We start from the raw sequence: 24,820 nt of genomic DNA on the forward strand, positions 1-24,820 counted from the left end.
GAGCCGTAACCAGTCTGGTTATCAGGCGCCTGCTGTCAGCGAGCTGTCGATGAGTCGACCAGGTCGAGACTCCGATCCTCGAGTACCGGCAGCAGCTGGGGCAGGTCACAGACCCCGACGAGCCCGTGGACGCGCCGGCGGAAGTCGATCTCGTACTCGTGACTCGTGGCGTTGTCGTGGAACGAGGGTGGCAGGTCCGTGAGCCGGATCTCCTCGAACGCGGGGTCGGCGACGGCGGCGTACGCGGCGTGGAGCGCGCCGAGGCCGACTCCCTCGAGACCGTACCTCTGGACATCCGCGGAGAGCACGTCTGCGTCGTCGACCCGGTGGGCGAGGTACTCGCGGGTCCGACAGACGTCGAACACCCGCATCCCGAACACTGAGGTGCCGAGCATGAGCGCATCGCTGCCGAGTTTGTACTCCGTCCCGTGGTAGTCGAAGTACTCCCCGCCGTTGGACTGGGGCGTGTTTACGTCACGTGCCCGCACGGCGCCGACGCCGCGGGGGTCGAACACTATCGCGGCACCGCGCTCGCGAGCCAGCTCCGCGGTACGGTCCCGGTACGCGTCGAACTCGTTCGTTCCGCGATCCGGCAGAACGACCGTCGGGACGACCGTGTCGGGCGACTCGAGCGCCACTGCCACGATTCCCGTCACGATAATTCCGGGCTCGCTGTAGAAGAACGTCTTCTCCCAGCGGACGCCGCGCTCCTCGTCGACCTCGCGTTCGATCCGACGGGGGTGTAGATCGCAGTCGGGGCGCTCGAGATCGAGTGCGTCGATCACCGTCTCGCGCATCTCCTCGGCGTAGGCCGCTCGGTCCTCGACCGCGGGCGGCGTCCCCGCCTCGTCGTGGCGCTCGTCGATGAACGATCGGGTGAGTTCGACGACGTGCGTCTCGTCGGGATACTCGCCGTGGACCTGCCCGGTCTCCGTACACTGGAGGTCCGACTCGTCCTCGACGGCGGGGTCGCCGGTTTCGAAATCGGGCTCGAGACCACGGAGGTGTTCGCGGAACCAGTTGACCATCGCCTCCCGGAGCGGCGGCGAGAGCCCGTGGGGGCGGTCCGCGACCGCGAGGTCGACGTTCTCCGGGCGGTCGTAGAGGCCGTAGGCGGTCTTGGCTCGCTCGAGGCTCTGGCGGGCGCCCTCGATGCAGAGGAAGTCCGACTGGGCGGCGCCGATCAGGGCGGGTTTCGGCGCGAATGCCGAGACGAAGTCGTCGTAGTTGAGGCCGCGGTCGATCGCGCCGTGGACGATCTGCTCGCCGTCCTGGGCCTGTCCCGTCCGCATGTACGCCTCCCGTGAGGTGACGAAACAACAGGGCACCGCCGCCTCGAGGCGGTCGTCGGTAAGCATCAGGAAGCCGGTCTGCATCCCGCCGCCGGAGTTGCCGGTCGCACCCAGCCGGGTTTCGTCGACGTCGGGGCGGGCCTCGAGGTAGTCGAGCGCCCGGATCATGTCGTGGACGAAGTAGCGGGCGAGATTCGACCCCGCAGCGGCACACTGCTGGCCGAGGTAGGTGTGTTCGGCCGTGTTCTGGCGCGGAATCTCGCCCGTCTCGGGATCGTAGCTCTGCATCCGCTCGCCCTGACCGATCGGATCGATCGCGAACACGACGAAGCCGTTGCGGACGAGTTCGATACAGGCCTGCTGGTAGCCGCCGGCGGCCTTGCCGACGGCCGCGTGGCCACAGAGGAAGAGCACGGCCGGATAGGGGTCACCTTCGGACCCGTCACCGTTCGCGTCTCCATCGTCGCCCCTTCGAGTCGGCCGGTAGAGGTTCCCCGTGACGTGGAAGTCCTCGAGACTCTGGAAGACGACGGTTTCGACGGCGTAGCCGTCGCGCTCGAGGGTTCCGGTCGTCTCCGCGGAAAGCGCCGGCCGCTCGTCGGGAAGGCCGCCGAGTCCCTCGAGAAACGCCTCGCGCATCTCCCGGGCGTGGCGCTCGTGGTCGTCGACCGTTTCGATCGCTGACTTGCGTTCGCGTTCGGTGTCGAACCGCTCGCGTACCCGTTCCAGCAGGTATCGCGGGAGCTGGTTTTCGACGTCGTAGAACCCATCGATGTGGCTGTCGAACCCGTCCATTACCTCGTAACTGGCGACCGGCACCTTCAACGTTTTGACGGCGGCGACCCGCTTCGACGGTTTCATGGCTCGAAGCGGCCCGGTCGCGTGATCACGTACACTTATATCACTCCGTGGCACTGCTCTGCGTAATGGCTATCCAGGTCGTCAGCACCGACCAGTACGTCCGAACCAACGAGAAACGGATGGCGTTTCACTTCGGCAACGTCGTCGCGACCGAGGGTGCCCACCACTTCCTCGAACTCACCCTCGATATCGACGGCGACCGTTCCTCGGGTGTCTCGATGGTCGGCATCGCACCGGCGTGGTTCCTCAAAGACCCCGACCGTTCGCTGGTCGAGCAGTATGAACAGCTGTGTGAGGTGTTCGAGGCCGCCTGCGAGCACGCCGCCTCCCTCGAGCCCGCCGATTCCCTCTTCGACTGCTGGTACGACCTCTACGAGCGCCAGCGCGAGTGGGCAACCGACACCGACCATCCGCCGCTGCTGTGGGGCTACGGCGTGAGCATGGTCGAGCAGGCGTTGCTCGACGCCTACTGCCGACACCAGGAACTCACGTTCGCGGAGGGGATTCGAACCGGCGCGTTCGGCGTCGAACCCGGCCGAATCTACGACGAACTCGAGGGCGAGACGCCGGGAGACCTCCTGCCTGCCGACCCGACCTACGAGGCAGCCGTTCGCCACACGGTCGGGCTCACGGACCCGCTCGCTGGCGCCGAAATCGCGGCCGAGGATCGGCTCGAGGACGGCCTTCCACAGGCGCTCGACGAGTACATCGAACGCGACGGCGTCGACCACTTCAAGATCAAGCTCTCGGCCGATCCCGAACGCGACGCCGACCGCCTCGCCGCCATCGGCGACGTGCTCGAGGCGAGTTCGCTCGAGTCCTGGTTCTGTACGGTCGACGCGAACGAGGGGTACGAGGACGTCGAGACGTTCAAAGAACAGTGGGAGCGCCACGTCGCGGATCCGTCGCTGGCCGCCGTCGTCGATCACGTCGCCTACGTCGAACAACCCCTGCCGCGTGACGAGGCGCTCACAGAGGACACCCGCGCGGTGCTTACGAACTGGGAGCAGCGACCGCCGATCATCATCGACGAGTCGGACGACCGTCTCGACAGCGCGGGCCGCGCCCTCGAGTGTGGCTACGCGGGAACGAGTCACAAGAACTGCAAGGGCGTGTTCAAGGGCGTCGTCAACGCCTGTCTCCTCGAGAGACGGCGCCGTGAGGATGCAGACCGCGAGTACGTCATGAGCGGCGAGGACCTCACCACGATCGGCCCCGTCGAACTGCTCCACGATCTGGCGGTGATGGGCACGCTCGGAGTGGAGCACGTCGAGCGAAACGGCCACCACTACTACCGCGGGCTGAGCTTCCTTCCCGATGACCTGCAGGAAACCGTCCTCGAGGCCCACGGCGATCTCTACGGCAAACACGATGCGGGGTTCGTTGCACTCGACGTCGAGAGCGGTCGGATGCGCTTCGACAGCGTGATCGACGCGCCCTTTGGTCGGGATTTCGCCCTCGATCCCGCTCGGTTCACGCCGCTCGCGGAGTGGTCGATCGAGTCGTTGTTCGAGTAGCCCGCAGTCGTCGGCTATCGGTCGACCAGTTTTCCGCCGGCGATGCCGCGCTCTCCGGCGATCGCGTAGAACAGGTAGGTGTCTCCCTCGTCCTCGAGAACGGCGGGGTCACGAAGCGCCCGCGTCGGTTCGTCGGCGCTCCCGTCGCTCGAGGTGACCAGCGGCAGGGTTCCACCTTCGTACTCCCGTGTCGGCCAGAGGACCGTCTCGGGCGGGTGGGGCTCCGGTCGCCACGACTCGTCGTCGGGCTCGAGGTCCATCGTCGCCACCAGCAGCCGTTCGGGGCGGTCGCCGCGACGCGTCAGGAACAGCTGGAGCCGATCGCCCCGGCGCCTGACGGCGAAGTGCCGGTTCCGGGGAAACAGTTCCTGGCACCGCTCGAACGGAGCCAGCGGGTCCGTACTTCGATACAGATGGCCGTCGTTTGCGACGGCGTAGTGGACGTCCCCGTACTCCCACACCCGGAAGTAGGAGGTGCCGAGCGTCTCCCCGCGAACGTCGAACGCGAGCCCATCGGTCGACGTCGCGACGTCGGTTACCTGACTCATCTCGCCGGCCTCGTGGTCGAACGGGCCACAACAACCGTGGAAGTACATTCGTATACGCTCTTCTTCGTGGTCGACGTGGACGTCAGGTGAGGCGATGTGCTCGTCGAACCGCGTGTCCTCGAGTCGGAGCGTTCCCGGCGGGTGAACCGTCCACGGACCGCAGGGAGAGTCGGCGTAGGCGAGTCTGATGAACGTCCCGCTGTGGTGGGCGAAGTACAGATAGTAGCGGCCGAGCGGCTCCTCGAGCCACGCGGGGGCACGAATCACCGACGGTCCGTTGACGTTCGTCCCGAGACTGTCGTCCGACTCAGGAGTGATGAGGGGATTTTCGTCGAATCGGTCGATGGTGACGGCGAGATCTTCAGTGTGCATGGCGGGTATCGACGGTAGTCATTATTCCCGTGCGGGCGGCAACTCCCCGGAGTCGATCATCGCCGCGAGCGGATTGTCGTCGATCTCGAGGGGGAGCTCCACGCGGCCGCGGCGGCGCGCAGACTCCCAGATCCCGAAGACGATTTCGGTGGCGCCGAGCGCTCGGTCGGCGCTGATGACCGGTCTGGAGCCGCTCTCGAGCGAGCGGACGACGGTGTCGATCGCGGCCTCCTGTGCCGGCATCCCGTCGACTGCGACGGCTTCCCAACCCTCGGTGTCGGGCGTGCGAAGTCGGTACTTGTCGGCCAGTTCGAACTCGATCTCGCCGCCCGAACCGAGAAACCGGTTGGTCATCGGACCGACCGCCTCCTTGCCCTCTCCGGTCGAGCAGAGCCCGTGGACGCCGGATTCGTACCGCCACATGCCCAGCCCCTGGACCTCCGCCGGCATCTCGGTGTACCAGACGTGCTCGTCGGGGTAGTCGATCTGTCCGATCACCCATTCGACGGGCTCGTCCTCGAGCACGAAGTTCGCGATGTCGACGTGATGAAGGCCCGTCTGGAGCAGATCCTGGCGGCCGAGTTCGACCCGCTCGAGGTCGCCGATGACTCCCTCGTCGATGGCCGATTTGATCTCGCGTGCGACCTCGGTACATCGGTTCTGCAGATTGATCGTTAGCTGGACGTCGTTTTCGGTACCGATTTCGACGAGTCGTCGGCTTTCACCTGCCGTCGCTGCCAGCGGCTTCTCGCAGTGAACTGCCTTCACGCCGTCGTGGCGCGCACACATTTCGACCAGTTCGACGTGTGTGGAGGGAGGCGTACAGACGCTCACGATGTCGGGCGATTCGGCGTCGAGCATCGCCTCGAGATCGGTGTAGACGGCATCATCGAGGCCGAATTCGGTACCGAACGCGTCAGCGTGTTCGTCCATGACGTCTACACAGGCCGCTAGACGGCAGCCGTCGACCGTTTGGTAGGCTCGCCCGTGACGATACCCCATCGAATAGCCGTCGTGATCGGCCCCGTCCGGGTGTGGGCCCGTTCCGACGACGGCGACGGTGTAGTCGCTCATGCTGTATCGGGCCGTAGTTGCGCGGAGTTTCCCATAGTTCTGCCGGTGACTGCTTATCGATCGTGTTTCGGGTCTCGGCGCCCGAACGAAACCGTGTCAACACGCCCCATGGGCGTTTTGTATATCAAAACGCACTGCGCGACGACTTTCGTTATACTCGTCTCGAACTGTCCTATTTCGTCCGCTTCAGCGCTGTCAACACGAGAAACGGTGAAGTGTGTTTTGCGTCATCAAACAATATGCCCCCTCATCGGTATCTCGTCCCTCCGTCAGTCTCTCTCAATGGGCGCGCGAACGAATGCCAAAGACCGGCCGAAATGTTACAAACATATGCATGTAATATTTTTCTGCCTCTCTGCGGACACACCCGTTGTTATACCTCCCGACGTTTGGCTCTGCAAAACAGTATCTGTGGGGTGACGACCCGCGTCCCCCGTTCGACCGATGCCACGTCGATTCGCTGCTTCCGAACCAGAAACCCCTCGACCGGAACGCTAATGCCGGCCGACTTCGAAACGTGCCACTGTCACTCATGTCATACAAGAATGTCCGCGAGAGTCTCCGGAGCGTCTCGTTTACGACGGCAACGCCGTTTAGCGACGACGGTCAGCGGGTGCTCGAGGACCGGATCGCGCAGAACGCCCAGTCTTTGTACGAGAGCGGCGCTCGCGTCTTCATCCCGTGTGGAAACACCGGCGAGTACTATTCGCTCTCACAGGATGAACGGATCGACGTCGTCAGCGCGACCGTCGATGCGCTCCCCGGAGATGCGACGGTCGTTGGTGGCGTCGGCGGCAGCACGAAGAACGCACTCGAGTTGCTCGAGGCCTACGAGGTAGCCGGTGCGGACGCCGCGATGATCATGTATCCTCGGCATACGTACATCCACGAGGAGGGATTGATCGAGTACTATCGGACGCTCGCGGATTCGACCGACCTGGGGATCGTTCTGTACAAACGCGGGCCGCTGCTCAGCGAGACGGTGCTCGACGAACTCTCGACGATAGAAAACGTTCTGGCCGTCAAGTACGCTGTCAACGACATCAAGCAGTTCGCCCGCGTGACCGACACTGTCTCCGGTGACGTCGTCTGGCTCAACGGCGTCGCCGAACGGTACGCACTGGCGTACGCACTCGAGGGCGCAACTGGGTTCACGACAGGCATCGGAAACTTCGTCCCCGAGCCTGTGTTGGCCCTCGAGAGCGCGCTCAGCGACGGCGACTGGTCGCGGGCGAAGGAGATCCGTAACGCGCTCAGGCCCTACGAGGACCTCCGTGAAGAGGCCGGCGGCGGTCCCGCCTTTGGAGCGGCGAAGAACGTCCCGGTCGTCAAGTACGGGCTCGATCTTCAGGGAATGCACGGCGGCCCCGTTCGGCACCCGCTCGTCGAACTCGAGGACGCAGACCGCGAGCGCGTCGAGCGGTATCTCGAGCGCCTCGAGGAGGCGGCGTATCGAACCACACCGAACGCATAGACGTCTACTACCGGCGTTCGAATCCGTCACAGTAACTAGTTTTATACCACTCCGGTACGTATGGCAAACGTCGGCATGCGGCACCGACAATGCGGGGTATCGGCACTTGACCACACCCAGGGCAATGCACCCATCATATAGCCTCCGTGGCATGAACCCCGTCCACCGGTAACGGCTGATCGAAGCCGGTTCGCAAGAGCCGGACCGATCAGCCGACCGGACTGGGGTCCACGTTTGTTGTCACCAGACGGTACCTCCGGTAGCGGGGGTATCGTCGTCACGTGGGTCGCCGGATTCGCCGCGACCGGACGGACTCGGTTTCCACACCGTCATTTCAGCGTATCGTCCCAGGGAGCCGAACGTTTAAGCTGTATACGTTCTTTGGTCGGACGTGATGACCGACGACCGTCGCGAGACGATGACGTACACGGAGGCCGTCGACCGTATCCCCGATCGGACGCTGCCGGAGTTCTGGATCGGCAGCCTCGAGGCGCTCGAGGCCCAGTTGGACGGTCTCGAGCGCGGCCGCGTCGAAGAGCTGACTGTCTCGCCGAGCGATCGACCGATTCGCCTCGTGACTTACGGTGAGCGGGAGGCGACCGACGGCCGGGCGAACTTCAACTCGGCCGTCGCCGGCGGCGATCCGACGGTGTACGCCGATCGGAACGACCGAACGAAACCGGTCGTGTTTTTCGTCGGACCCGTTCACGGCCACGAAGTCGAGGGGCTGACGGGACTGTGCAACCTGCTTTCGGTTCTCGAAACCGGGAGTGACCTCCGCGGCCGGGAGCAGCCGACGCTCCGGCGGCTGGCCGACGAGTGTCGGATCGTCGTGCTCCCGTGTGGGAACCCTGACGGACTCGCCCGGTTCGAGCCGGAGTCCTTACACGGGCTAACCCTGGCGGATCTCGAGTTCTGGGGTCAGGGGACGTGGGCCGACGATACGCTCATCGGCTATCCGGACGCGAAGAAACGACATCCGATGGTCGGTGACGACGTCGGCTTCCTGGGCTGTTACTTCGACGACGACGGCGTGAACCCGATGCACGACGAGTTCTTCGATCCGATGGGGCCGGAGGCGCCCGCGATACTCGACGTCGCCCGACGAGAGGCGCCCGAGTTGACTGTCTCGCTCCACAGTCACGGCTATCCGCCGGGACTCCTCCGGACGAAGTACGTCCCGCTCGAGGTACAGGCCGACGTCCGGTCGATCCACCGGGAGTACAACTCGTTGCTCGCCGACCTCGAGATTCCGCGGATACATCTCGCGGACGTCGCAGGGGAGAGCGGGAGTCCGCCCCCGTATTTCAACCTGGTCAGTGCAGCCTATCATACGAGCGGCACGACCGGACTGCTTCACGAGTCCGCACACGGGTTATCCGACGGCTACACTGGCGACATCTCGCTCGAGGAGATTCTCGACGCCCAACTCGCTCTCTACGAGGCAATGTTGCGACATGCAACGACCGACGCCGACCCGTAGGACGACTCCGGGAACCGACTTCCTGCCCGCTGTACACAAAAACGTAATGTATTTTGTGGGCCGGTGAATGACCTATAGTAATGGTCGTTGTCGTCCTTGGACAGGAACTCTCCGCGCCGGCGATCCACCCACACCTCCGGGATCGCGTCGAAACGGGAATCGAGGCGTTTCGAACCACTGATTCCCGGTATTTACTCTTCTCGGGTGGGAGACGCAACCGAGATCTTCCGCAAGCCGAAAGCGACGTGATGCGGGCGTACGCGCGCCGATGTGGCGTCGATGAGGAGTCGATGCTGGGAGAGCGGCGCTCGCGCGACACGATCGGAAACGGCTACTTCTCACGGCTCGTCGTCGACGGCCTCGAAGGAGCCCCCGGCGTAATCCGGCTCGTTACCGCAGACTCCCACGCCGAGCGTGCGGCGTACGTGTTCGAGCAGTGTTTCGGCGACGGGGTGACGATCGATACGACGCACACCGTTTCGACGCCTGACGACGGTGACGAGTCCGGTCGGCCCGAATCGTACGACCGAACGCGCGCGTTCTTCGATCCAGTCACAGCCGGTGATACGGAGACGATTCGCCGGCGTCTCGTCACGAATCACGACTGGTACGACCTCGAGCCGGTGGTACTGACGGTCTGAACGGACGCTTCGACTCGGTGTTTGAGCGCAAAAAACGAAATCGGCTCGATCCGAGTGGATCGGTTTATCGCGGGTTGACCATTCCGCGCTTCAGCTGGTGGTAGGCTGCGCGGTAGACCTGCCAGCCGACGTGGTCCGGGTTGAAATCGAACTTCTCAGTGTTACCCCAGGAGCCAGTCTGTGGCTCGATGAGGTCGATCTGGGGGAGCTGATAGTTCCAGTACCACGTCAGCGTCTCGGTGAGTTCCTGGGTTTCTTCCTCCGACTGGGCGCTCTCGAGTGCGTTGTGGAGTTCAAAGAGGTTGATTTCCTGGCTTCCACCGGAGAGATCCTCCGCACCGACTTCCTCGGGGATCTCGAGAACCATCTCACGGCCGTTGTACTCCGCGCGGGTCGCGCCGTCCGCGATGTTGCGCTCGACGACACCGTAGTCTCCCAGGTCGTTGCTGTGAGAGTGGTTGATACGGAAGTACCAGAACGGGTGTGGGTTCTGTCCGCCGTGGCTGCCGACGGTCATGTCGAAGTCGACCCGGTCTTCGCGCCGAGCGTTGTAGGTCGCTCCCTCGAGGGCGGTGAAGTCGATCTCGAATCCGAACGATCCGAGCTGGTCCGACACCGTCCGGGCGATGTTGGTGTGCTCCTCGGAGATCACGAGTTCGAGTGTGACCGTGTCGCCGTCCTCGTCGACCCAATTGTCGCCGTCGAGTTCGTAGCCGGCGGATTCCATCAGGTCGGCCGCGCCGTCTTCATCGCCCTGGTACGGGTAGTCGATGAAGTCGTCGGCGTAGTCGCCGAGCAGGTTCTCGGTCATCGAGGAGGTGATCCCCGTCTGCTGTTCGCGGGGGATCGCTTCCGAGGGATAGTTGTTTGCGATGTGGCTGTGATCGAGCACGTGTGCGATCGCGCGGCGAACCTCGATCTGATCGAGGTGTTCCGAGCCAGGACCGTTGTGGAAGAACTCGAGTTTGCGCATGAACGTACTGGTGTGAACGCCGACGTTCTCCGCGTGGTCCGGCGCGTTCCCTTCGCCAACCCAGTTTTCGACCATCGCGAATCCCATGTCGACGTCGCCAGCCATGATCTGCTGTGCGAGCGCCTCGTCAGCCGCCAGGTTCCAGTGGAATTCGTCGACGTTGATCTCGTCGGCGTAGGGGTGCTGGTCGAACTTCTCGAAGCGCATCCCTTCAGTGTCGTAGTCGACGAGTTCGAATGGACCGGCGCCGAGTCCTTCGTCCATCACTGTCGAGATGTGAAGCGGCATATCCTCGCCCATCTCCTCCTGGATTGCCAGTCGCTCGTCCTGATCGCCAGCATCCTGGAGTTCTTCGGCCCACGGCTGGAATTTTTCGCCTTTACCCCTGAGCATCGGACCGAGATAGCCGCCGACCTGGAACTCGATGAGCTGTGGGCTCTGTGGTTCCTTGAAGTGGTAGACGAGCGTGTTGTCGCCTTCCTGAAGTTCGAGGTCGTCCCAGTCGGAGCCCTCGGGGTCGTACAGGTGGGCACACATGTTGTACCAGTAGGCGTCCTCGGCGGACACCTGATCGCCGTTCCACCAGTAGAACTCGTCGCTGTAGGTAACCGACAGCGCCTGATCGCCCTCGTCGTACGACCAGTCGTCGACCAGGTCGTGTTCGACCGACCCGTCGGCGAAGTACCGCGTGTGGAACTCCATGAACATCTTGGCGTTGTCCCACGGGTATCCCGACGCCCAGGTGTTGAAATTCATCTCGTCTGGGATCGTCGGCATCGCCATCGTGACCGTGGTCGCTTCCCCGTCGCCCCCATTACCGTCGCCGCTACCGTTGCCGGTATCGTCACCGTCGTCGTCTTCACCGCCGCTCAAACATCCTGCAAGCCCAGCACCCATCGCTGCCGTCCCGGCACCAAGGATCTGCCGGCGGCTAAAGAGCTCCTCTATCGAATTGACGGTCCCGTCTCTGCCATTGCGTGACATACAACAGATATACTTATCTTCAGGTGTTATATATCTTTCTCCTGGGCGGGGTGACGCCCGGATTGGTACGGTCGACTCGACCAGCGTATGGAAACGTGTGGCATGGGTCGAAGTCTCGCTCTGTGTCTATGCCTGTTTAGCGACTGCCGCCGTCTCGTCGCTCGCTCGTGCTACTTCCGCTGGACCAGCTGCAAAATCACGTACCCCGCTCCGGCAGCGACAATCGACGAAACGCCGAACACACCAAGCATGCCGGCGATGACGCCGTCCTGGCTAGTGATCTCGAAGCTGGTGACGTTCGCGATTTCGAACACCATTCCGATCGCGAACAGGACGATCCCCACGGCGACGAACGACAGCAGGAGCGATCCGCGCAGCAGTTTGAGCGTTCTGTACGCGACGCTTTTCGTCTCGTGCGATTCGGCGTCTTCCGACTCGGTCGGTCCGGACTCGGCTACTGTTCCCATCGTATCTACCTCCAGTGTTATCGAAGCCATTATAAATATTTGGTGTCGGACGGCACAGACTGCCGTTTCAGAACCCGATCACGGAAAAGATTAATATGGCCGTTGTCCCAACTGCTCTCTCATAGGAACCCACCGTACTCCTGGATGGTTCGACACCCCCTGATCGAGTACGCCACAATCGCTCATCTCATATGACTCAGACCCAATTCGACGCCCCAAACCGGAGTGACGGACGACAGGACGTAATTCTCGAGGTGCGCAACCTCGACGTCGCGTTCGACATGGACCGCGGAAAGTCACGCGTCATCGACGACGTCGACTTCGACGTCTACCGAGACGAGATGCTCGGCATCGTCGGCGAGAGTGGCAGCGGGAAATCAATGTTCGCGTCCGCGATGCTAAACGCCGTCGTCGATCCGGGAGTCGCGAGCGGCGAGGTAATCTACCACCCGAAGGAGGGCGATCCCGTCGACGTCCTCTCGCTGACCGACAGCCAACTCGAGAAGTTCCGCTGGGAGGAGGTCGCGATGGTGTTCCAGGGTGCGATGAGCTCCTGGAACCCGACGATGAAAATCGGCGATCACTTCGTCGAAACGATCAAGGCCCACGGCAAGAACGTCGACGATCGAATGGCACACGCTCGCCAGCTTATCGCGGACCTGTATATGGATCCCGATCGGGTGCTCGGTGCCTACCCACACGAGCTCTCGGGCGGGATGAAACAGCGGACGCTGATCGCGCTGAGTCTCGTCCTCGAGCCGCCGGTGCTCGTCATGGACGAGCCGACGGCGGCACTGGACCTGCTCATGCAGCGGTCGATCATGAGCCTCCTCACGGAGCTTCAGGAGCAGTACGACTTAACCATCCTCTTCATCACGCACGATCTGCCGCTGGTTGCAGGTATCGCGGACCGCCTCGCCGTGATGTACGCCTTCGAGTTCGTCGAATACGGTCCGAGCGAGGAGGTGATCCGGGATGCGGCCCACCCGTATACGCGCGCGTTGCTGAAATCCGTCCCGAGCGTCGACGCCCCGATCGAGGAAATGAACACGATCGACGGCGAAAGCCCCGACCCGGTGAACACGCCAACCGGCTGTTCGTACCATCCGCGCTGTCCAATGGCGACCCAGCAGTGTCGCGAGGAGGATCCGGCGTATCACGCGGTGGATACCGACCGCGGGGCCACCTGTTTCCACTGGGAGCAGTCGGCAGACGAGATCCAGTACTCGCTCGGCACCGACGAACTCGATCCCGACTCGATCGAATCGGTGGCCCAGTCGACGGAGGAGACCGTCGTTTCGCTCGACGATGTCGACGTTCACTTCAACATCTCGGGACTCATCGACGAAATGTTCGGTGAGGAGACGATCGTCAAGGCAGTAAACGACGTCACACTCGACCTCCGTGAGAACGAGGTCGTCGCTCTCGTCGGCGAGTCCGGCTGTGGGAAAACGACGCTTGGGAAAACGGCGATCGGGATTCAGGAACCGACCGGCGGCACCGTCTCCTATCGCGGTCAGGACATCTGGGAGGCGAAGGACGGCGGGGGCGAGATTCCGTTCGAAGACATCCGACGGTCGCTGCAGATCGTCCACCAGGACCCCGGCAGTTCGCTCAACTCCTCCCGGACGGTCCGGGCGAGCATCGCCGCCCCGTTAAAGCGGTGGCGTCCCGACCTCAACGCCTCGGAGCGAGAGACGGTGATTTACAACCTCCTCGAGCGGGTCGGGATGAAACCCGCCGAGGACTACGCGCTGCGGTTCCCCCACCAGCTCTCGGGTGGCGAACAACAGCGCGTCGTGTTGATGCGGGCGCTGTTGATGAGTCCCGACCTCATCCTCGCCGACGAGGCGGTGTCGGCGCTCGACGTCTCGCTGCGCGTCGAGATGATGGATCTGATGCTCAACCTTCAGCAAACGTTCGACACCTCGTACCTGTTCATCTCACACGACTTCTCGAACGCGCGCTATCTGACCGAGAAGTCCGGCGGACGGATCGGGATCATGTACCTCGGTCACCTGGTCGAAATCGGCCCGGCGCAGGAGATCATCCACGACCCGAAACACCCCTATACGAAGGTGCTGAGCTGGGCGACGCCGCCGCTCGACCCCGATGCCGCGAAAGAAGCGAACGCGACGAAACCGCCGATCCGCGACATCGACATCCCCGATCCGACCGACCCACCCGAGGGCTGTCCGTTCCACACCCGTTGCCCGGAGGCCCGCGAGGTCTGCACCCGGGAGATGCCGGACCTCCTCGAGAGCGGAAACCACTCTCGCGTCGCCTGCTTCCGCGAGGAACCCAATCACGAGTACTGGAACAGCGAACCGGTCGAGGAGGAGACCATCGACCTCGAGGAACAGACGGCTCAGGACTGAGGTGAGTGCCACTCGATCGATCGACGTCAGGTAAACTATTTTTATCACCGCTCGAAACTACCGCGGACGAATGAGCAGCAAATACGACAAAAGCTTCCTCGATCATCTCTGTGACTACGAGCAGGCGTGGCGGCTCCTGTTTACGTTCTCGGTCGCCGTCATCGGGCTCATGTCGCTGTGGCTCTTCACCGCCGACCGGGAGTCGGCGACGTTCGTAATCGTCGTGTTGAACATCCTCGGTGGCGCAGTGTTTGCGCTGCTGAGTGGTTTCCTTCTCTGGAAGTGTCGGTGGAGTAAGGGCTAAGCGACCGAATCGTTGTACCGCACCCTGGGAAAGATATAATATGTATGCAGCCAGACTCAGGAGTACCTAGATGAGGTATTTTGTCAATCGCGTGTTACACGCTTTCGTGGTACTAATTAGCGTGACGACGGTCACGTTCGCGCTGTTTAGATTGATGCCGGGGAGCCCGGCACAGGCAATGCGTGCAGAGTTCGAGCGGCAGGCCGAAGCGCGAGGACAGACAGTCAATCCCGATTACCTCGACGCGATGGTCGAACAACACACTGGGTTCGATCCCGACCAGCCCTGGTACATCCAGTACGTAGAGTACCTTCAGGACATCATTCTGTACCAGGACTTCGGCGAGTCGATCTTCTACAACGACCCGGTGTTCGACATTCTCTTTACGGCGATGCCCTGGTCGATCTTTATCAGCGTCTACGGACTGGCGTTCGGTTATACAGCGAATATCCTTCTCGGTGCAGCGATGGCGTACGCCGAGGGATCACGTTTCGACAGTTACACGACCGTCCTCGCGACGTTCCTGAACTCGATACCGTACTACGTCGGCGCGATCCTCTTTATTACGTTCTTCGCGCACCAGCTCGGCTGGTTCCCGACCGGCGGCCGGTACAACACGAACCTGGAAGCCGGACTCAACGTCCAGTTCATGTCGAGTATCGTCCACCACGGAACGCTACCGATCATGTCGAGTTTCATCGTCGGGTTCGGGGGTGGTGCGCTGGCGATGCGGGGCAACTCGATACGAATTCTCGGGGAAGACTATCTGCGAGTCGCCCGGCTCCGGGGGATCAGTTCCGAGCGCATCGCGACCCGGTACGTCGCACGAAACGCGATCCTCCCGCTGTACACCGAGATGATGATCGGCATCGCCGCGGTGTTCTCGAGCAGCGTCGTCCTCGAGTTCATCTTCACGTATCCTGGCGTCGGCTGGTACACCTACGATGCGGTCATCCGGCGTGATTATCCGCTGCTGATGGGGTCGTTCCTCTTCTTTACGATCGTCACACTGATCGGTATCCTCATCGCCGAGTTCACGTACGGAGTCGTCGACCCACGGATCGGATCTGGTGATAACAATGAGTCATACTGAGGGATCTGGTGCAGGCGGAGACGAACCGCTTTCGGACGAACAACTGTTCGGTCAGCTTTCCGAGGGCCAGAGTGTCGAACTCTCGCGCAAGGAACGGTACGCCCGTGCATTGGACGCGTATGTCCTCGCACCGGCCCGGGTTGCCTGGGAGGATTGGCGGATGCGCTTCGGCATTTTCATCATCACGATGTTCGTGTTCGTTGGTACCGTCGGCACGTGGCTCGTCCCCTCTCCGGGGACCAACCAGGCGCCGAACAACCTGCAGCCGTTCCACGGTGGGGTTTCCGCGCTCTGGGAGGACGGCGGCTGGATCGACATCGGCACCGAGTACTCGTTCTCGCTACAGTACGTCTCTATCCCCGGGTTCGACCTGGAGTTCCCGCTCGGCGCCGACAACTACGGGACGCCAATCGGCCGAAACCTCGTTCACGCGACGCCGGACATGCTCGAAATGGTCGTCGCAGGTGCGATGGTTTCCGTCGGGTTCGCCGCGATCATTGGCATCACGGCCGGCTACAAGGGTGGGAAAGTCGATTCGTTCCTCATGTATATCACCGACGTTGTGATGACGATGCCCGGCCTGCCCCTGATCATCGTTATCGCGGCAATCTATCCGCCCCGGGAGCCCTGGATGGTCGGTATCGTCCTCGCGATCGACTCCTGGCCCGGACTCGCACGAGCGCTGCGGTCGCAGGTGCTTACGCTTCGCGAGGAGTCCTACGTCGAGGCGTCGCGAACGATGGGGCTCTCCTCGAGTACGATCCTCTCGCGGGATATCACGCCTCAGCTGATGCCGTACATTCTGATCAACGCCGCACATGCCGGCCGCTCGGTGATCTTCGGAGCCGTCGCGCTGTACTTCCTCGGCATTCTTCCGTTCACCACGGCTAACTGGGGTATCATGATGGATACGGCGTATTCGGAAGCCCACGCACTGGTCAACCTCTCGAACTTCTACCAGATCTTCTGGCCGATGTTCGCGATCGTGATCATCTCGTTCGGCCTGATCATGTTCGCCCAGGGGATGGACCGCGTGTTCAACCCCCGGATCCGCGCCCGCCACGCGAAGAAAGTGGGAGGCGACGGCGAATCGGTCGACAACTAACGCGTTCGAACTCATTTCATTTCCCTCGTGTTGTCAGGCAAAACGTACAGCGAGGCGCTCGGGCGAAGTAGGTCTCGACCGGTATCGGAACCCGATGCCACCGCTAGATAGACATCAGTAGGGGTCGAACCTCGGTCGGCCACACCGACACAACCCATAATTATCGGCATCAGATGTATCCTATACCAACAGTTTTGAGGATCGAGTATGTTGTGAACACCGAACAAGGGGTGTGGAATCACCCTCCTCGTATCGTGGTACGAGGTGTCGATACCCCTGTTCGAACGACTTACAATGACAGACCGAAACGGAAGCGCGGACGATGGACGGACAGCCGAACGGACGGGCGGGTCGTCGCTCAGTCGCCGGGGGATGCTCGCGGCGAGCGCGGTCGGCCTCGGACTCGCGGGCGTCGGAACGGCGGCGGCAGACGACGGCGACCAGGGGAGCGAAAACAGGCCGTTTGCCCCCAGAGATCACGACCACAGCGGACGGGTCCTGGGCGGCGACGAACCCGTCGAGGCGCTCATCGCCGATGCCGTCGATACACAGACACTCGAGGCGACGAGCGCCACGGTCGATCACCTCTCTATCGCGGGCGCAAACCGCGTCGACGTCGTCGGCGAGTCCGAGATCGATCACGAGGGTGACCTCGCTGCCGAAATCGACGCCTACCTCGCGGATCGAGAGACCAACCACCTGTTCGTCCTCCCGGCAGGGGCCTACACGTGGAACTCGCAACTCGAACTCTCCGAATTCGAGTTCTTCGGCGTCGTCGGCGCGCCACACGCCATCCTCGAGATCGAGAGCCACGACCCGGACTACGCCTTCGACCTCGAGGGGGAGCGGGTTCTGCTCAAAAACTTTACCGTCGACATTACGGCGAGCGACACCCACGACTCGGGGATCGTCTTCGCCTCGATCGAACAGCGCGGCCTGATCGAGAACCTCGAACTCCTGGGGAAGCGAAACTACCACCAGCCGGAACGCGGCGGCAAGTTCACCTGTCGTGTCGATACGATCGAGGAGGACGGCTACACGGAGGTTCGCAACGTCCGGCTCCCCGACGGTGAAGTCGAAGACACCGGCGGTTCGGTGATTCCGTTTGCCGCGGACCCGCCCCACGTCGGCACGAACATCTGGGACGGCTGTTTCGTCGAGGGCTGGACTTCCGGGTTCTACGTAATGAACAACGCCGGTCGGAACGTCCTCGAGCGGTGTCTCACGATCGACTGCAACAACTTCGGCATTCGGCTCGGCCGAAACGACGTCTGCCGCGACTCGCGGATCGTCCTCTCGGACGCCTCTGATCGGGACACGCCGGGGATGGGGCTCGTTCTCTACGGCGGCAGCCCGGTCGTCGAGAACGTCCAGATCGAGGCACCTGACGTCTGGAACAACGTCATCTGGGTCGGCGGGCCTGCAACCGGCGGAACGGTGCGCGACGTCGACATCTACATCGGCGAGATCTCGCCGGTTCACGCGATCGACATCAGTGGCTCTCTCTCGCTCGAGGAGGAGCTCCTGTTCGAGAACGTCACCATCGTCGACGAGAGCGACGGCTCTGCTCACCCTGTCCACGGTCCCGGCTTCGACTACTCGATCGAGGTCGGAACACCCAACGTCACCTTCCGCGACTGCCATTTCGAGTCCCCACACCGGGACGGGATGCGGGTCATCGGCAGCTCCGCCGATACCGGCGTCACTATCGAGAACTGCACGTTCGACACCGGTGGTACAGACCTCCGGTTCACCGTGGAAGACTCCGGCCACAACGTCTGCAACAACCGTTTCGGTGGCGACGTTGCGTGGGACGACCCCCTCTCGGAGGTTCTCTGGATGGGGAACCGACACGCCGGCTCCGTCGAGTCTGGTGGCACTGACGACTGGAACGCGCTCGCTAACTGGGGCTTCGACGTAGACGCGTAGCACAGTATCGGCGGTACCCGTCTCGCGCCCTCTCTACTCCATCTCACTCTGGACCGGAGCAGACGGCTCCAATCAGTACGGCGCCCATAACTCGTTATACTCATTCTTTAGGTATGGAAAAAGGACCTTCTCTAACACAAACACTTATGCCCGGCCGGGTAAGAGCGGTTACTTATGAGGCAAACACGTCTCAGTAGACGACGTTTCGGTACCGCCGCAGCACTCGGTATCACGGCAGCACTCGCGGGCTGTACTGGTGACGACAACGGCGATGACGACGACAACGTTACCGACGACGGTGCGGACGATGTCGGGGACGACGATGGAGCTGACAACGACACAGACGAGAACGACACCGATGACGCCGACGACTTCGACGAGGACGACCTCGAGGACGACCCGGTCGGCGAACTCAGAATCATCCTCGAAAACGAGGACGGCGACCCGGTTTCCTCCGGCGTCGAGATCACAGCCGATCCCGCGAACGACAACATGTCCTACGGGGCCGGTGACCCGGACATCGAAGACGGAGAGGCGGTGATTTCGGTCGACGAACCCGACGACTACACGGTAACCGTCGAGAGTACGGACGACGCGTTCGAAGCCCAGGAAGAGGAAGTCACCGTCGGCGAAGACGACGTGGAAGTTGAGTTCACGCTCGAGGGCGCAGCCGGCGACGAGGAGGACGAGGGCGACGACGAGTGACCTGAACGATGGGCACCGAGTCGCAAACACGTCTCGACCTGGCCGGACCCCGTAGTGTCGACGACGGCGATCGCTGGTCGATGCTCGTTGCAGGCGACTACATCATCGACCGAGACGTGCCACCGACTGCCGAATCGACACTTTCTCCGGGAATGCGCGAACGGATCGCTGGCGCTGCCGTTTCGATCGTCAACTTCGAGGCACCGATCCCCGGTGCGGCGACACCGATCGCAAAGAGCGGCCCGGTTATCGAGAACCCGCCCGAGGCTGCGGAGGCGGTCGCCGACGCCGGTTTCGATATCTGTACGCTCGCGAACAACCACGTCCGGGACTACGGCCCCGGCGGCGTCGCTTCGACTGTCGAGGCGCTTCGTGATGCCGGCTGTGAAACCGTCGGCGTCGGCGAAAACCAGGACGACGCCGTCGAACCGCTCGAGGTAGTCCAGGGCGGCGCCTCGATCGCTATCGTCAACGTCTGCGAACGCGAGTTCAACATCGCCGGCGAGGACAGCTACGGAGCGGCGTGGCTCTCCGACCGGCGGACTCGAGAGATGATTCGACGCGCGAACAGGGAGTACGACACCGTGATCGTTATCGCCCATGGCGGCGCGGAGTTCGTTCCGTTTCCCTCGCCGGAGCTTCAGGGCGTCCTTCGGGAGTTCGTCGACCTGGGTGCCGACCTCGTGCTCGGACACCACCCACACGTTCCGCAGGGGTGGGAACGGTACGGCGACGGCGCGATCTTTTACAGCCTCGGCAACTTCCTGTTCGACCGACTGGCCGACTCCGAGAACTGCTCGTGGGGGCTGGTCCTCGAGATCGAATTCGAGGGCGCGGTGCCGGTCGGCGTCGACCTCGTCCCCACGGAAACGGTCGACGGCGTGGTCTCCGAACTCGGCCGAGAGCGCGACCGCGAGGATCACCTCGAGTACCTCCACCGCCTCGCCGAGATCACCGCCGACCCCGAAACGCTCGAGCCCTACTGGCAGGAGGTCGCCATCCAGACCTTTTACAAGCGGTACTCGAACTGGCTCCACATGGGCTGTGGCACGGGCCTCGCCCGCGCTCGGTCGGCGCCGAACGACCCAGACGCACAGCGACCGCTGTGGGATATCGAGGCGAGACGCCGAGAAATTATGGCGCTGCTCACGATCATCCGAACCGAGTCACACCGGTGGCTTATGACGACGGCGCTGTCGGTGCTCACCGGCGAAACCGAAGATCGACGAACACCGACGATTCGCGACGAGGCAGAACTGTTGCTCTCTCGCACCGAGCGATAGGCCGATCCGGCTCCTGCGGATCTTTCGACCATTGCCATCGACGAACCGACACCGCACCCAGTTCAGACCGAAAACAGATCGTCAGCGAGGTCCGGTGTGAGTTCGCCCCCGTACTCGGAGATTTCGAAGGCCTCGACGTACTCGATCTCCCTTCCTCGATCGCTGCCGTACGCTTCGATCAGGTGGTCGCGGAACCTGTCTGCACTGCCAGCCATCTCCTCGAGTCCGGAGAGCGGATCGGTTGCCAGCCACTCCCGGCGTGTCCCCGGTTCGTCGGGCACTGCCTCGAGTTTTCCCTCGGTGTACGGCAGCCACTCGTACATCTGGGATTCGTGGCAGTCGAGGGTGTCGTACTTCCGCTCGAGCGTTCGCTCGTCGATCGGGACGATCACGTCGGGGGTAAACGGGTACGGCCGCTCGAACGTGTCGAGGAGGTAGGCAAACACCGGGTTCGTTTCGAGCGGCGGGACGTCCGGGCACACGTTCGGGACGGTGACCATGTACGCCGCGTCACGGACTAGCTGAGAGGTGTAGCGGTGGTCCGGGTGATAGTCGTTCGATCGGTGAGTCAGGACCACGTCGGGATCGGTTTCGCGGATCAACCGGATCACGTCCTCGCGGTTCTCGAGGGTTGGTCTGAGACGGCCGTCGGGTGTTTCGCGAACGTCGTACTCCGCGATCCCTGCCGTGTCGGCCGCTGCGGCTGCTTCGCGACGTCGTCGCTCGACGAGGTCGGGACCGTGGTGCTCGTGATGGCCGCTGCGACCGTCGGTAATCGAGACGAACCGGACCTCGTGTCCGGCTTCGGCACACGCGCAGGCGAACCCACCGGCCCGGATATCAGGATCGTCGGGATGGGCGCCGACGACGAGTATCGTACGGGACATGCTCGAGGGATAGAATCCGATCGGGGAAAACCTGCCGATCGTCGCCGCGTGCGGCCGGGTCTCCGATCAGGGCCGCAATACGGCCTTGATAACGCCGTCGCGGCGCTCGCGAACGCAGTCGATCGCCTCCTCGTAGTTCGCGAGGTCGAACTCGTGGGTGACGATGCCGTCGATGGTGAGTTCGTCGCGTTCGAACAGTTCGATGACGTCGCCGGTCGCGTTCGCGGCGGTGACGCCGCCGACGACGGACAGCTCCTTCGCGACAATCTCGTTCGGATCGATCTCGCGAGTGCCGTCGAACACACCGGTCAGCGCGATCTGGCCTCTCTTGCCGGCCACCTGCAGGCAGGTACTTACCACGTCGCCGGCACCCGCCGCCTCGACACAGATGTCGACGCCGTCCCCGTCGGTGTACTCTTCGAGCGCTGCCACCGGGTCCTCCTCACGGACGTTCACCGTCTTCGTCGCGCCGAGGTCGCGACCGACCGCCAGGCGCTCCTCGCGCGTCCCCGTGAGGACCACGTCCCGAACGCCCCAGGAGCGCAACAGCTGAACGCCGAACAGGCCGAGCGAGCCCGGCCCGAGGACGGCGGCAGTGTCCGATACCGACGTCTCGAGGCGCTTCATCGCGTGCAGCGTACATCCTGCCGAGTCGATCTGGCAGGCCTCGAGGTCGGAGATCCCGTCGGGGATCGGCGTGAGCGTATATGCGGGAAATGCGGCGTACTCCCGGTAGCCGCCCGCGACGGTGAAACCGATCTCTCGGAGGTCGTCACACTGGTAGTATCGACCCTCCCGACACGGAGTGCAGGTTCCACAGTAGATAAATCCGTGAAGGGCAACCCGATCGCCGACCGAGAGCGTGTCGACGCCCTCGCCGAGTTCGACGACCTCCGCACAGACCTCGTGGCCCGGCACGAGCGGGTACCGGGTCCAGGGGGGGCCTTCGCCGCCAATCAGACCGATGTCGCTACCACAGATCCCGACCGCCCGAATTTTGACGAGGACCTCGCCGTCGTCGGGGTCGGGTCTCTCGTGTGTCTCTTCCCAGATCTCGCCGTCGCCGTCGGTTACTATTGCTCGCACGCGGTATCACTCCAGTCTTCGAATGAGCGTTGCGTTCAGGGTATAATAAATCACCACCCTCCAGTCGGGAGTGCTGATGACTCGCCGGAACCGGTGGCCGTTTCGCGCGTCCACAGTACCGTTTGGTAACACAAAACATTTATCTGGTATGTGTCCTCACTACACGCTAGACGATGACGAAAGCAAAAAACCCGGTCCACGCGGTCCAACGGACGCTCGAAATAATCTCGGTGCTGCAGGAAACTGGTGGGGCGCGCGTCACCGAGATCGCCTCGGAGATCGGCGTTTCGAAGGGGACGGTTCACTGTCACCTGGCGACGCTCGAGGAGAACGGTTACGTCGTCAACGAGGACAACGAGTACAAACTCGGACTCCGATTCATCGACCTCGCACACTACGCGAAAGACCGCATCGACATCTACGACATCGCGACCTCGGAGATCGACACACTCGCCGAGGAATCAGGCGAGCTGGCGCTGTTTACCGTCGAGGAGGACGGCCAGGGGGTCTGTCTCTATACGGCAGAAGGGGAGGAGGCCGTCAAGACCGAGGTGTACGTCGGCTACCGGAACGAACTCTACCACACGGCCGTCGGCAAGGCGATACTGGCGTTTATGCCGCCGGAACGGCGCGACGAGATCATCGCCGAGACAGAACTCGAGGCGCTCACGCCGAACACCATCACCGATGAGGACGAACTGCGTTCGGAACTCGAAGAGATTCGCGAAAACGGAATTGCGTACAACCACAGCGAAACGATTCAGGGACTGGTCGGTGCCGGTGCTCCGATTCGTAACCAGAACGGGGACCTCTACGGTGCGATCAGTATCATCGGCCCGGCGCGACGGATGGATGAGGAGCGACTCGAGAACGAAATCCCCGAGATGATCCATCGAGCAGTCAACATCATCGAAATAAACACTACTTCGCTGTAATCTCTTGTTTGGATCTGCAAAACAGCCTGTGTGACCTTCTCTCACGTCCGGTGTTGGTCCCGATTCGTTACCGATTATTCGGGGTGCGGCGTCACTGCTCGGCGTACTGTGACACACGTTACGAACTGCAACTTTGACTACGTTACGTGCATATCTATGTAATCCCCGGCCGTATTGTCCGGAGAATACACCGTCCACGGATAGCATCGTTCACGTCTATAGCCAATTCCCCCACTTTTTCATCCACTCTGTTTAGCGGTGCCAAACACCACTGCTAGTCGAGGCTGTCGCAGACGTCGATTCGATCGTAGTACAGCCCGCTTACCGGCAAGTCTATTGACTCTCCCACGCAACCGTTGCGCGAGTGTATGTTCGATATCCGACCGCTCACCGGTGCGGACCTCGGCGACGCGATGGGACTCTCGAGGCAGGCCGGCTGGAATCAATGTCGTGCGGACTGGGAACGACTGCTCGCGCTCTGTCCCGAGGGTTGTTTCGCGGGCACCGTCGACGGTCGCCTCGTTGCGACCACTACCGTGGTCTCCTACGACGACGTAAGCTGGATTGGAATGGTGCTCGTCGACGAGGATCACCGTAGCCAGGGGTACGGCAGCCGAATTTTCCAGCACGGCCTCGAGTACGCACTCGAGGCGGGCGGGCCGATCGTCGGGCTCGACGCGACGCATCTCGGTGAACCCATCTACGAATCTCACGGGTTCGAAGGAGTCGCCGCGGTCTGGCGCTGGAAGGGGTCGCCCGAGTTCCCGGACCGGGCCGAGACGATCCGGGTCGAGGAGATCACTACTTCCTCGGAGATCGACGTGGTGTGTGAGTTCGACCGCCGCTGTGTTGGAACCGAACGAAGCGAGCTCCTCCGAACGCTCCTCACCGACCCCTCCGTTCGCGGGTACGTCGTGCCCTCGTCGAGCGGGACCGACGGCTACGTCGTCGTCCGTCCAGGTCGCACGGCCCCACAGCTCGGGCCACTCGTCGCCACTGATCCGACGGCGATAGAACCCCTCCTTCGCGCCGTCTCGGAACCGCTCGAGGACGAGGAAATTATCGTCGATGCTCCCGAGCGGGACTGCATCGAATCGTGCCTCGAGGCCGGCGGTCTCTCGAGAAGTCGGGAACTGGTCCGGATGAGTTATCCGGAGGCAACGTCGGCGTTGCTTACGGATCACGTTCACGCGTTCGTCGATTTCGCCTTCGGGTGAGGCGGGGGTGGATTTCGAAAGCATCGTATGCCAGTCATCACGGTGTGGCAGAGCCGTCGTACGCACGGCGTTACGATTTCGCTGGCTCCTTCTTCCGACGCGTATTCGAACTATCTGAATGACTATGAATTCGGCTAATTAAACGATAACTGGTAGTAACATTGACTAGACATCCGAGAGACGGTCCGTTACGTCCACGGTGGGTCGGAATC

General features: G+C 62.5%; 20 protein-coding genes. 13 read left to right on the forward strand and 7 right to left on the reverse strand.

Annotated elements, in window-relative coordinates; translation table 11 throughout:
• Nucleotides 1-35: 35 nt before the first annotated feature.
• Complete coding sequence (locus AC6I6S_RS18055; protein ID WP_497952081.1) at nucleotides 36-2,087, reverse strand: alpha/beta hydrolase family protein; 2,052 nt, start codon at nucleotides 2,085-2,087, stop codon at nucleotides 36-38.
• A 131-nt stretch (nucleotides 2,088-2,218) separates the two neighbouring features.
• Between AC6I6S_RS18055 and AC6I6S_RS18060 the strand changes: the two genes are divergently transcribed.
• On the forward strand, nucleotides 2,219-3,670 hold the full coding sequence (locus AC6I6S_RS18060) for an enolase C-terminal domain-like protein (protein WP_497952082.1): 1,452 nt from the start codon (nucleotides 2,219-2,221) through the stop codon (nucleotides 3,668-3,670).
• Between the two features lie 14 nt (nucleotides 3,671-3,684).
• On the opposite strand, the gene AC6I6S_RS18065 is transcribed toward AC6I6S_RS18060, so the two are convergent.
• Nucleotides 3,685-4,590, reverse strand: a complete 906-nt coding sequence (locus tag AC6I6S_RS18065; RefSeq protein ID WP_497952083.1) for a hypothetical protein — start codon at nucleotides 4,588-4,590, stop codon at nucleotides 3,685-3,687.
• Between the two features lie 21 nt (nucleotides 4,591-4,611).
• Nucleotides 4,612-5,664 carry a Gfo/Idh/MocA family protein gene (locus tag AC6I6S_RS18070; protein ID WP_497952084.1) on the reverse strand — a complete coding sequence of 351 codons (1,053 nt, stop codon included), beginning with the start codon at nucleotides 5,662-5,664 and terminating at the stop codon, nucleotides 4,612-4,614.
• Nucleotides 5,665-6,196: 532 nt separating this feature from the next.
• On the opposite strand from AC6I6S_RS18070, the gene AC6I6S_RS18075 reads away from it, so the two are divergent.
• The 3 genes from AC6I6S_RS18075 to AC6I6S_RS18085 all read left to right on the forward strand — a co-directional run bounded on the left by AC6I6S_RS18075 (nucleotide 6,197) and on the right by AC6I6S_RS18085 (nucleotide 9,262).
• Nucleotides 6,197-7,138: a dihydrodipicolinate synthase family protein gene (locus tag AC6I6S_RS18075; protein WP_497952086.1), complete on the forward strand. Its 942-nt coding sequence runs from the start codon at nucleotides 6,197-6,199 to the stop codon at nucleotides 7,136-7,138.
• A 394-nt stretch (nucleotides 7,139-7,532) separates the two neighbouring features.
• The gene (locus AC6I6S_RS18080; RefSeq protein ID WP_497952087.1) at nucleotides 7,533-8,621 is read left to right on the forward strand and encodes a M14 family zinc carboxypeptidase; all 1,089 of its coding nucleotides are present in this window, start codon (nucleotides 7,533-7,535) and stop codon (nucleotides 8,619-8,621) included.
• Between the two features lie 80 nt (nucleotides 8,622-8,701).
• Complete coding sequence (locus tag AC6I6S_RS18085) at nucleotides 8,702-9,262, forward strand: YdcF family protein (RefSeq protein ID WP_497952088.1); 561 nt, start codon at nucleotides 8,702-8,704, stop codon at nucleotides 9,260-9,262.
• Between the two features lie 64 nt (nucleotides 9,263-9,326).
• On the opposite strand, the gene AC6I6S_RS18090 is transcribed toward AC6I6S_RS18085, so the two are convergent.
• Both AC6I6S_RS18090 and AC6I6S_RS18095 read right to left on the reverse strand, forming a co-directional pair.
• Complete coding sequence (locus AC6I6S_RS18090; RefSeq protein WP_497952090.1) at nucleotides 9,327-11,219, reverse strand: ABC transporter substrate-binding protein; 1,893 nt, start codon at nucleotides 11,217-11,219, stop codon at nucleotides 9,327-9,329.
• A 170-nt stretch (nucleotides 11,220-11,389) separates the two neighbouring features.
• Nucleotides 11,390-11,686: a hypothetical protein gene (locus AC6I6S_RS18095; protein WP_497952091.1), complete on the reverse strand. Its 297-nt coding sequence runs from the start codon at nucleotides 11,684-11,686 to the stop codon at nucleotides 11,390-11,392.
• Between the two features lie 191 nt (nucleotides 11,687-11,877).
• Between AC6I6S_RS18095 and AC6I6S_RS18100 the strand changes: the two genes are divergently transcribed.
• The 7 genes from AC6I6S_RS18100 (at nucleotide 11,878) to AC6I6S_RS18130 (ending at nucleotide 20,483) form a co-directional block, all read left to right on the forward strand.
• Nucleotides 11,878-14,064 carry an ABC transporter ATP-binding protein gene (locus AC6I6S_RS18100; RefSeq protein WP_497952092.1) on the forward strand — a complete coding sequence of 729 codons (2,187 nt, stop codon included), beginning with the start codon at nucleotides 11,878-11,880 and terminating at the stop codon, nucleotides 14,062-14,064.
• A gap of 70 nt (nucleotides 14,065-14,134) precedes the next feature.
• The gene (locus AC6I6S_RS18105; protein ID WP_497952093.1) at nucleotides 14,135-14,368 is read left to right on the forward strand and encodes a hypothetical protein; all 234 of its coding nucleotides are present in this window, start codon (nucleotides 14,135-14,137) and stop codon (nucleotides 14,366-14,368) included.
• A 70-nt stretch (nucleotides 14,369-14,438) separates the two neighbouring features.
• The gene (locus AC6I6S_RS18110; RefSeq protein WP_497952094.1) at nucleotides 14,439-15,461 is read left to right on the forward strand and encodes an ABC transporter permease; all 1,023 of its coding nucleotides are present in this window, start codon (nucleotides 14,439-14,441) and stop codon (nucleotides 15,459-15,461) included.
• The gene (locus tag AC6I6S_RS18115; protein WP_497952096.1) at nucleotides 15,448-16,566 is read left to right on the forward strand and encodes an ABC transporter permease; all 1,119 of its coding nucleotides are present in this window, start codon (nucleotides 15,448-15,450) and stop codon (nucleotides 16,564-16,566) included. The genes AC6I6S_RS18110 and AC6I6S_RS18115 overlap by 14 nt, the downstream gene beginning before the upstream one ends.
• A gap of 294 nt (nucleotides 16,567-16,860) precedes the next feature.
• On the forward strand, nucleotides 16,861-18,495 hold the full coding sequence (locus AC6I6S_RS18120) for a hypothetical protein (RefSeq protein ID WP_497952097.1): 1,635 nt from the start codon (nucleotides 16,861-16,863) through the stop codon (nucleotides 18,493-18,495).
• A gap of 174 nt (nucleotides 18,496-18,669) precedes the next feature.
• Complete coding sequence (locus AC6I6S_RS18125) at nucleotides 18,670-19,200, forward strand: S-layer protein (protein WP_497952098.1); 531 nt, start codon at nucleotides 18,670-18,672, stop codon at nucleotides 19,198-19,200.
• 8 nt (nucleotides 19,201-19,208) lie between these two features.
• Nucleotides 19,209-20,483, forward strand: coding sequence for a CapA family protein (locus AC6I6S_RS18130; RefSeq protein WP_497952099.1), 1,275 nt, complete (start codon nucleotides 19,209-19,211; stop codon nucleotides 20,481-20,483).
• A gap of 62 nt (nucleotides 20,484-20,545) precedes the next feature.
• On the opposite strand, the gene AC6I6S_RS18135 is transcribed toward AC6I6S_RS18130, so the two are convergent.
• Nucleotides 20,546-21,370, reverse strand: coding sequence for a PIG-L deacetylase family protein (locus tag AC6I6S_RS18135; protein ID WP_497952101.1), 825 nt, complete (start codon nucleotides 21,368-21,370; stop codon nucleotides 20,546-20,548).
• A gap of 66 nt (nucleotides 21,371-21,436) precedes the next feature.
• On the reverse strand, nucleotides 21,437-22,456 hold the full coding sequence (locus tag AC6I6S_RS18140; protein ID WP_497952103.1) for a zinc-dependent alcohol dehydrogenase: 1,020 nt from the start codon (nucleotides 22,454-22,456) through the stop codon (nucleotides 21,437-21,439).
• A 173-nt stretch (nucleotides 22,457-22,629) separates the two neighbouring features.
• On the opposite strand from AC6I6S_RS18140, the gene AC6I6S_RS18145 reads away from it, so the two are divergent.
• Both AC6I6S_RS18145 and AC6I6S_RS18150 read left to right on the forward strand, forming a co-directional pair.
• Entirely contained in the window at nucleotides 22,630-23,391 is a 762-nt protein-coding gene (locus tag AC6I6S_RS18145; protein ID WP_497952104.1) for an IclR family transcriptional regulator, read from the forward strand.
• A 368-nt stretch (nucleotides 23,392-23,759) separates the two neighbouring features.
• Nucleotides 23,760-24,608 carry a GNAT family N-acetyltransferase gene (locus AC6I6S_RS18150; RefSeq protein WP_497952105.1) on the forward strand — a complete coding sequence of 283 codons (849 nt, stop codon included), beginning with the start codon at nucleotides 23,760-23,762 and terminating at the stop codon, nucleotides 24,606-24,608.
• Nucleotides 24,609-24,820: the final 212 nt, after the last annotated feature.

Source organism: Natrononativus sp. DTA114 (genome assembly GCF_059736515.1).

What these genes read in the sequence shown, in the direction of transcription:
- AC6I6S_RS18135 (WP_497952101.1), bottom strand. Translation starts at nt 21,370, where the DNA reads ATGTCCCGTACGATACTCGTCGTCGGCGCCCATCCCGACGATCCTGAT.
- AC6I6S_RS18120 (WP_497952097.1), top strand. Translation starts at nt 16,861, where the DNA reads ATGACAGACCGAAACGGAAGCGCGGACGATGGACGGACAGCCGAACGG.
- AC6I6S_RS18065 (WP_497952083.1), bottom strand. Translation starts at nt 4,590, where the DNA reads ATGCACACTGAAGATCTCGCCGTCACCATCGACCGATTCGACGAAAAT.
- AC6I6S_RS18100 (WP_497952092.1), top strand. Translation starts at nt 11,878, where the DNA reads ATGACTCAGACCCAATTCGACGCCCCAAACCGGAGTGACGGACGACAG.
- AC6I6S_RS18130 (WP_497952099.1), top strand. Translation starts at nt 19,209, where the DNA reads ATGGGCACCGAGTCGCAAACACGTCTCGACCTGGCCGGACCCCGTAGT.
- AC6I6S_RS18090 (WP_497952090.1), bottom strand. Translation starts at nt 11,219, where the DNA reads ATGTCACGCAATGGCAGAGACGGGACCGTCAATTCGATAGAGGAGCTC.
- AC6I6S_RS18095 (WP_497952091.1), bottom strand. Translation starts at nt 11,686, where the DNA reads ATGGGAACAGTAGCCGAGTCCGGACCGACCGAGTCGGAAGACGCCGAA.
- AC6I6S_RS18105 (WP_497952093.1), top strand. Translation starts at nt 14,135, where the DNA reads ATGAGCAGCAAATACGACAAAAGCTTCCTCGATCATCTCTGTGACTAC.
- AC6I6S_RS18070 (WP_497952084.1), bottom strand. Translation starts at nt 5,664, where the DNA reads ATGAGCGACTACACCGTCGCCGTCGTCGGAACGGGCCCACACCCGGAC.
- AC6I6S_RS18150 (WP_497952105.1), top strand. Translation starts at nt 23,760, where the DNA reads ATGTTCGATATCCGACCGCTCACCGGTGCGGACCTCGGCGACGCGATG.
- AC6I6S_RS18125 (WP_497952098.1), top strand. Translation starts at nt 18,670, where the DNA reads ATGAGGCAAACACGTCTCAGTAGACGACGTTTCGGTACCGCCGCAGCA.
- AC6I6S_RS18055 (WP_497952081.1), bottom strand. Translation starts at nt 2,087, where the DNA reads ATGGACGGGTTCGACAGCCACATCGATGGGTTCTACGACGTCGAAAAC.
- AC6I6S_RS18080 (WP_497952087.1), top strand. Translation starts at nt 7,533, where the DNA reads ATGACCGACGACCGTCGCGAGACGATGACGTACACGGAGGCCGTCGAC.
- AC6I6S_RS18085 (WP_497952088.1), top strand. Translation starts at nt 8,702, where the DNA reads ATGGTCGTTGTCGTCCTTGGACAGGAACTCTCCGCGCCGGCGATCCAC.
- AC6I6S_RS18110 (WP_497952094.1), top strand. Translation starts at nt 14,439, where the DNA reads ATGAGGTATTTTGTCAATCGCGTGTTACACGCTTTCGTGGTACTAATT.
- AC6I6S_RS18060 (WP_497952082.1), top strand. Translation starts at nt 2,219, where the DNA reads ATGGCTATCCAGGTCGTCAGCACCGACCAGTACGTCCGAACCAACGAG.
- AC6I6S_RS18115 (WP_497952096.1), top strand. Translation starts at nt 15,448, where the DNA reads ATGAGTCATACTGAGGGATCTGGTGCAGGCGGAGACGAACCGCTTTCG.
- AC6I6S_RS18075 (WP_497952086.1), top strand. Translation starts at nt 6,197, where the DNA reads ATGTCATACAAGAATGTCCGCGAGAGTCTCCGGAGCGTCTCGTTTACG.
- AC6I6S_RS18145 (WP_497952104.1), top strand. Translation starts at nt 22,630, where the DNA reads ATGACGAAAGCAAAAAACCCGGTCCACGCGGTCCAACGGACGCTCGAA.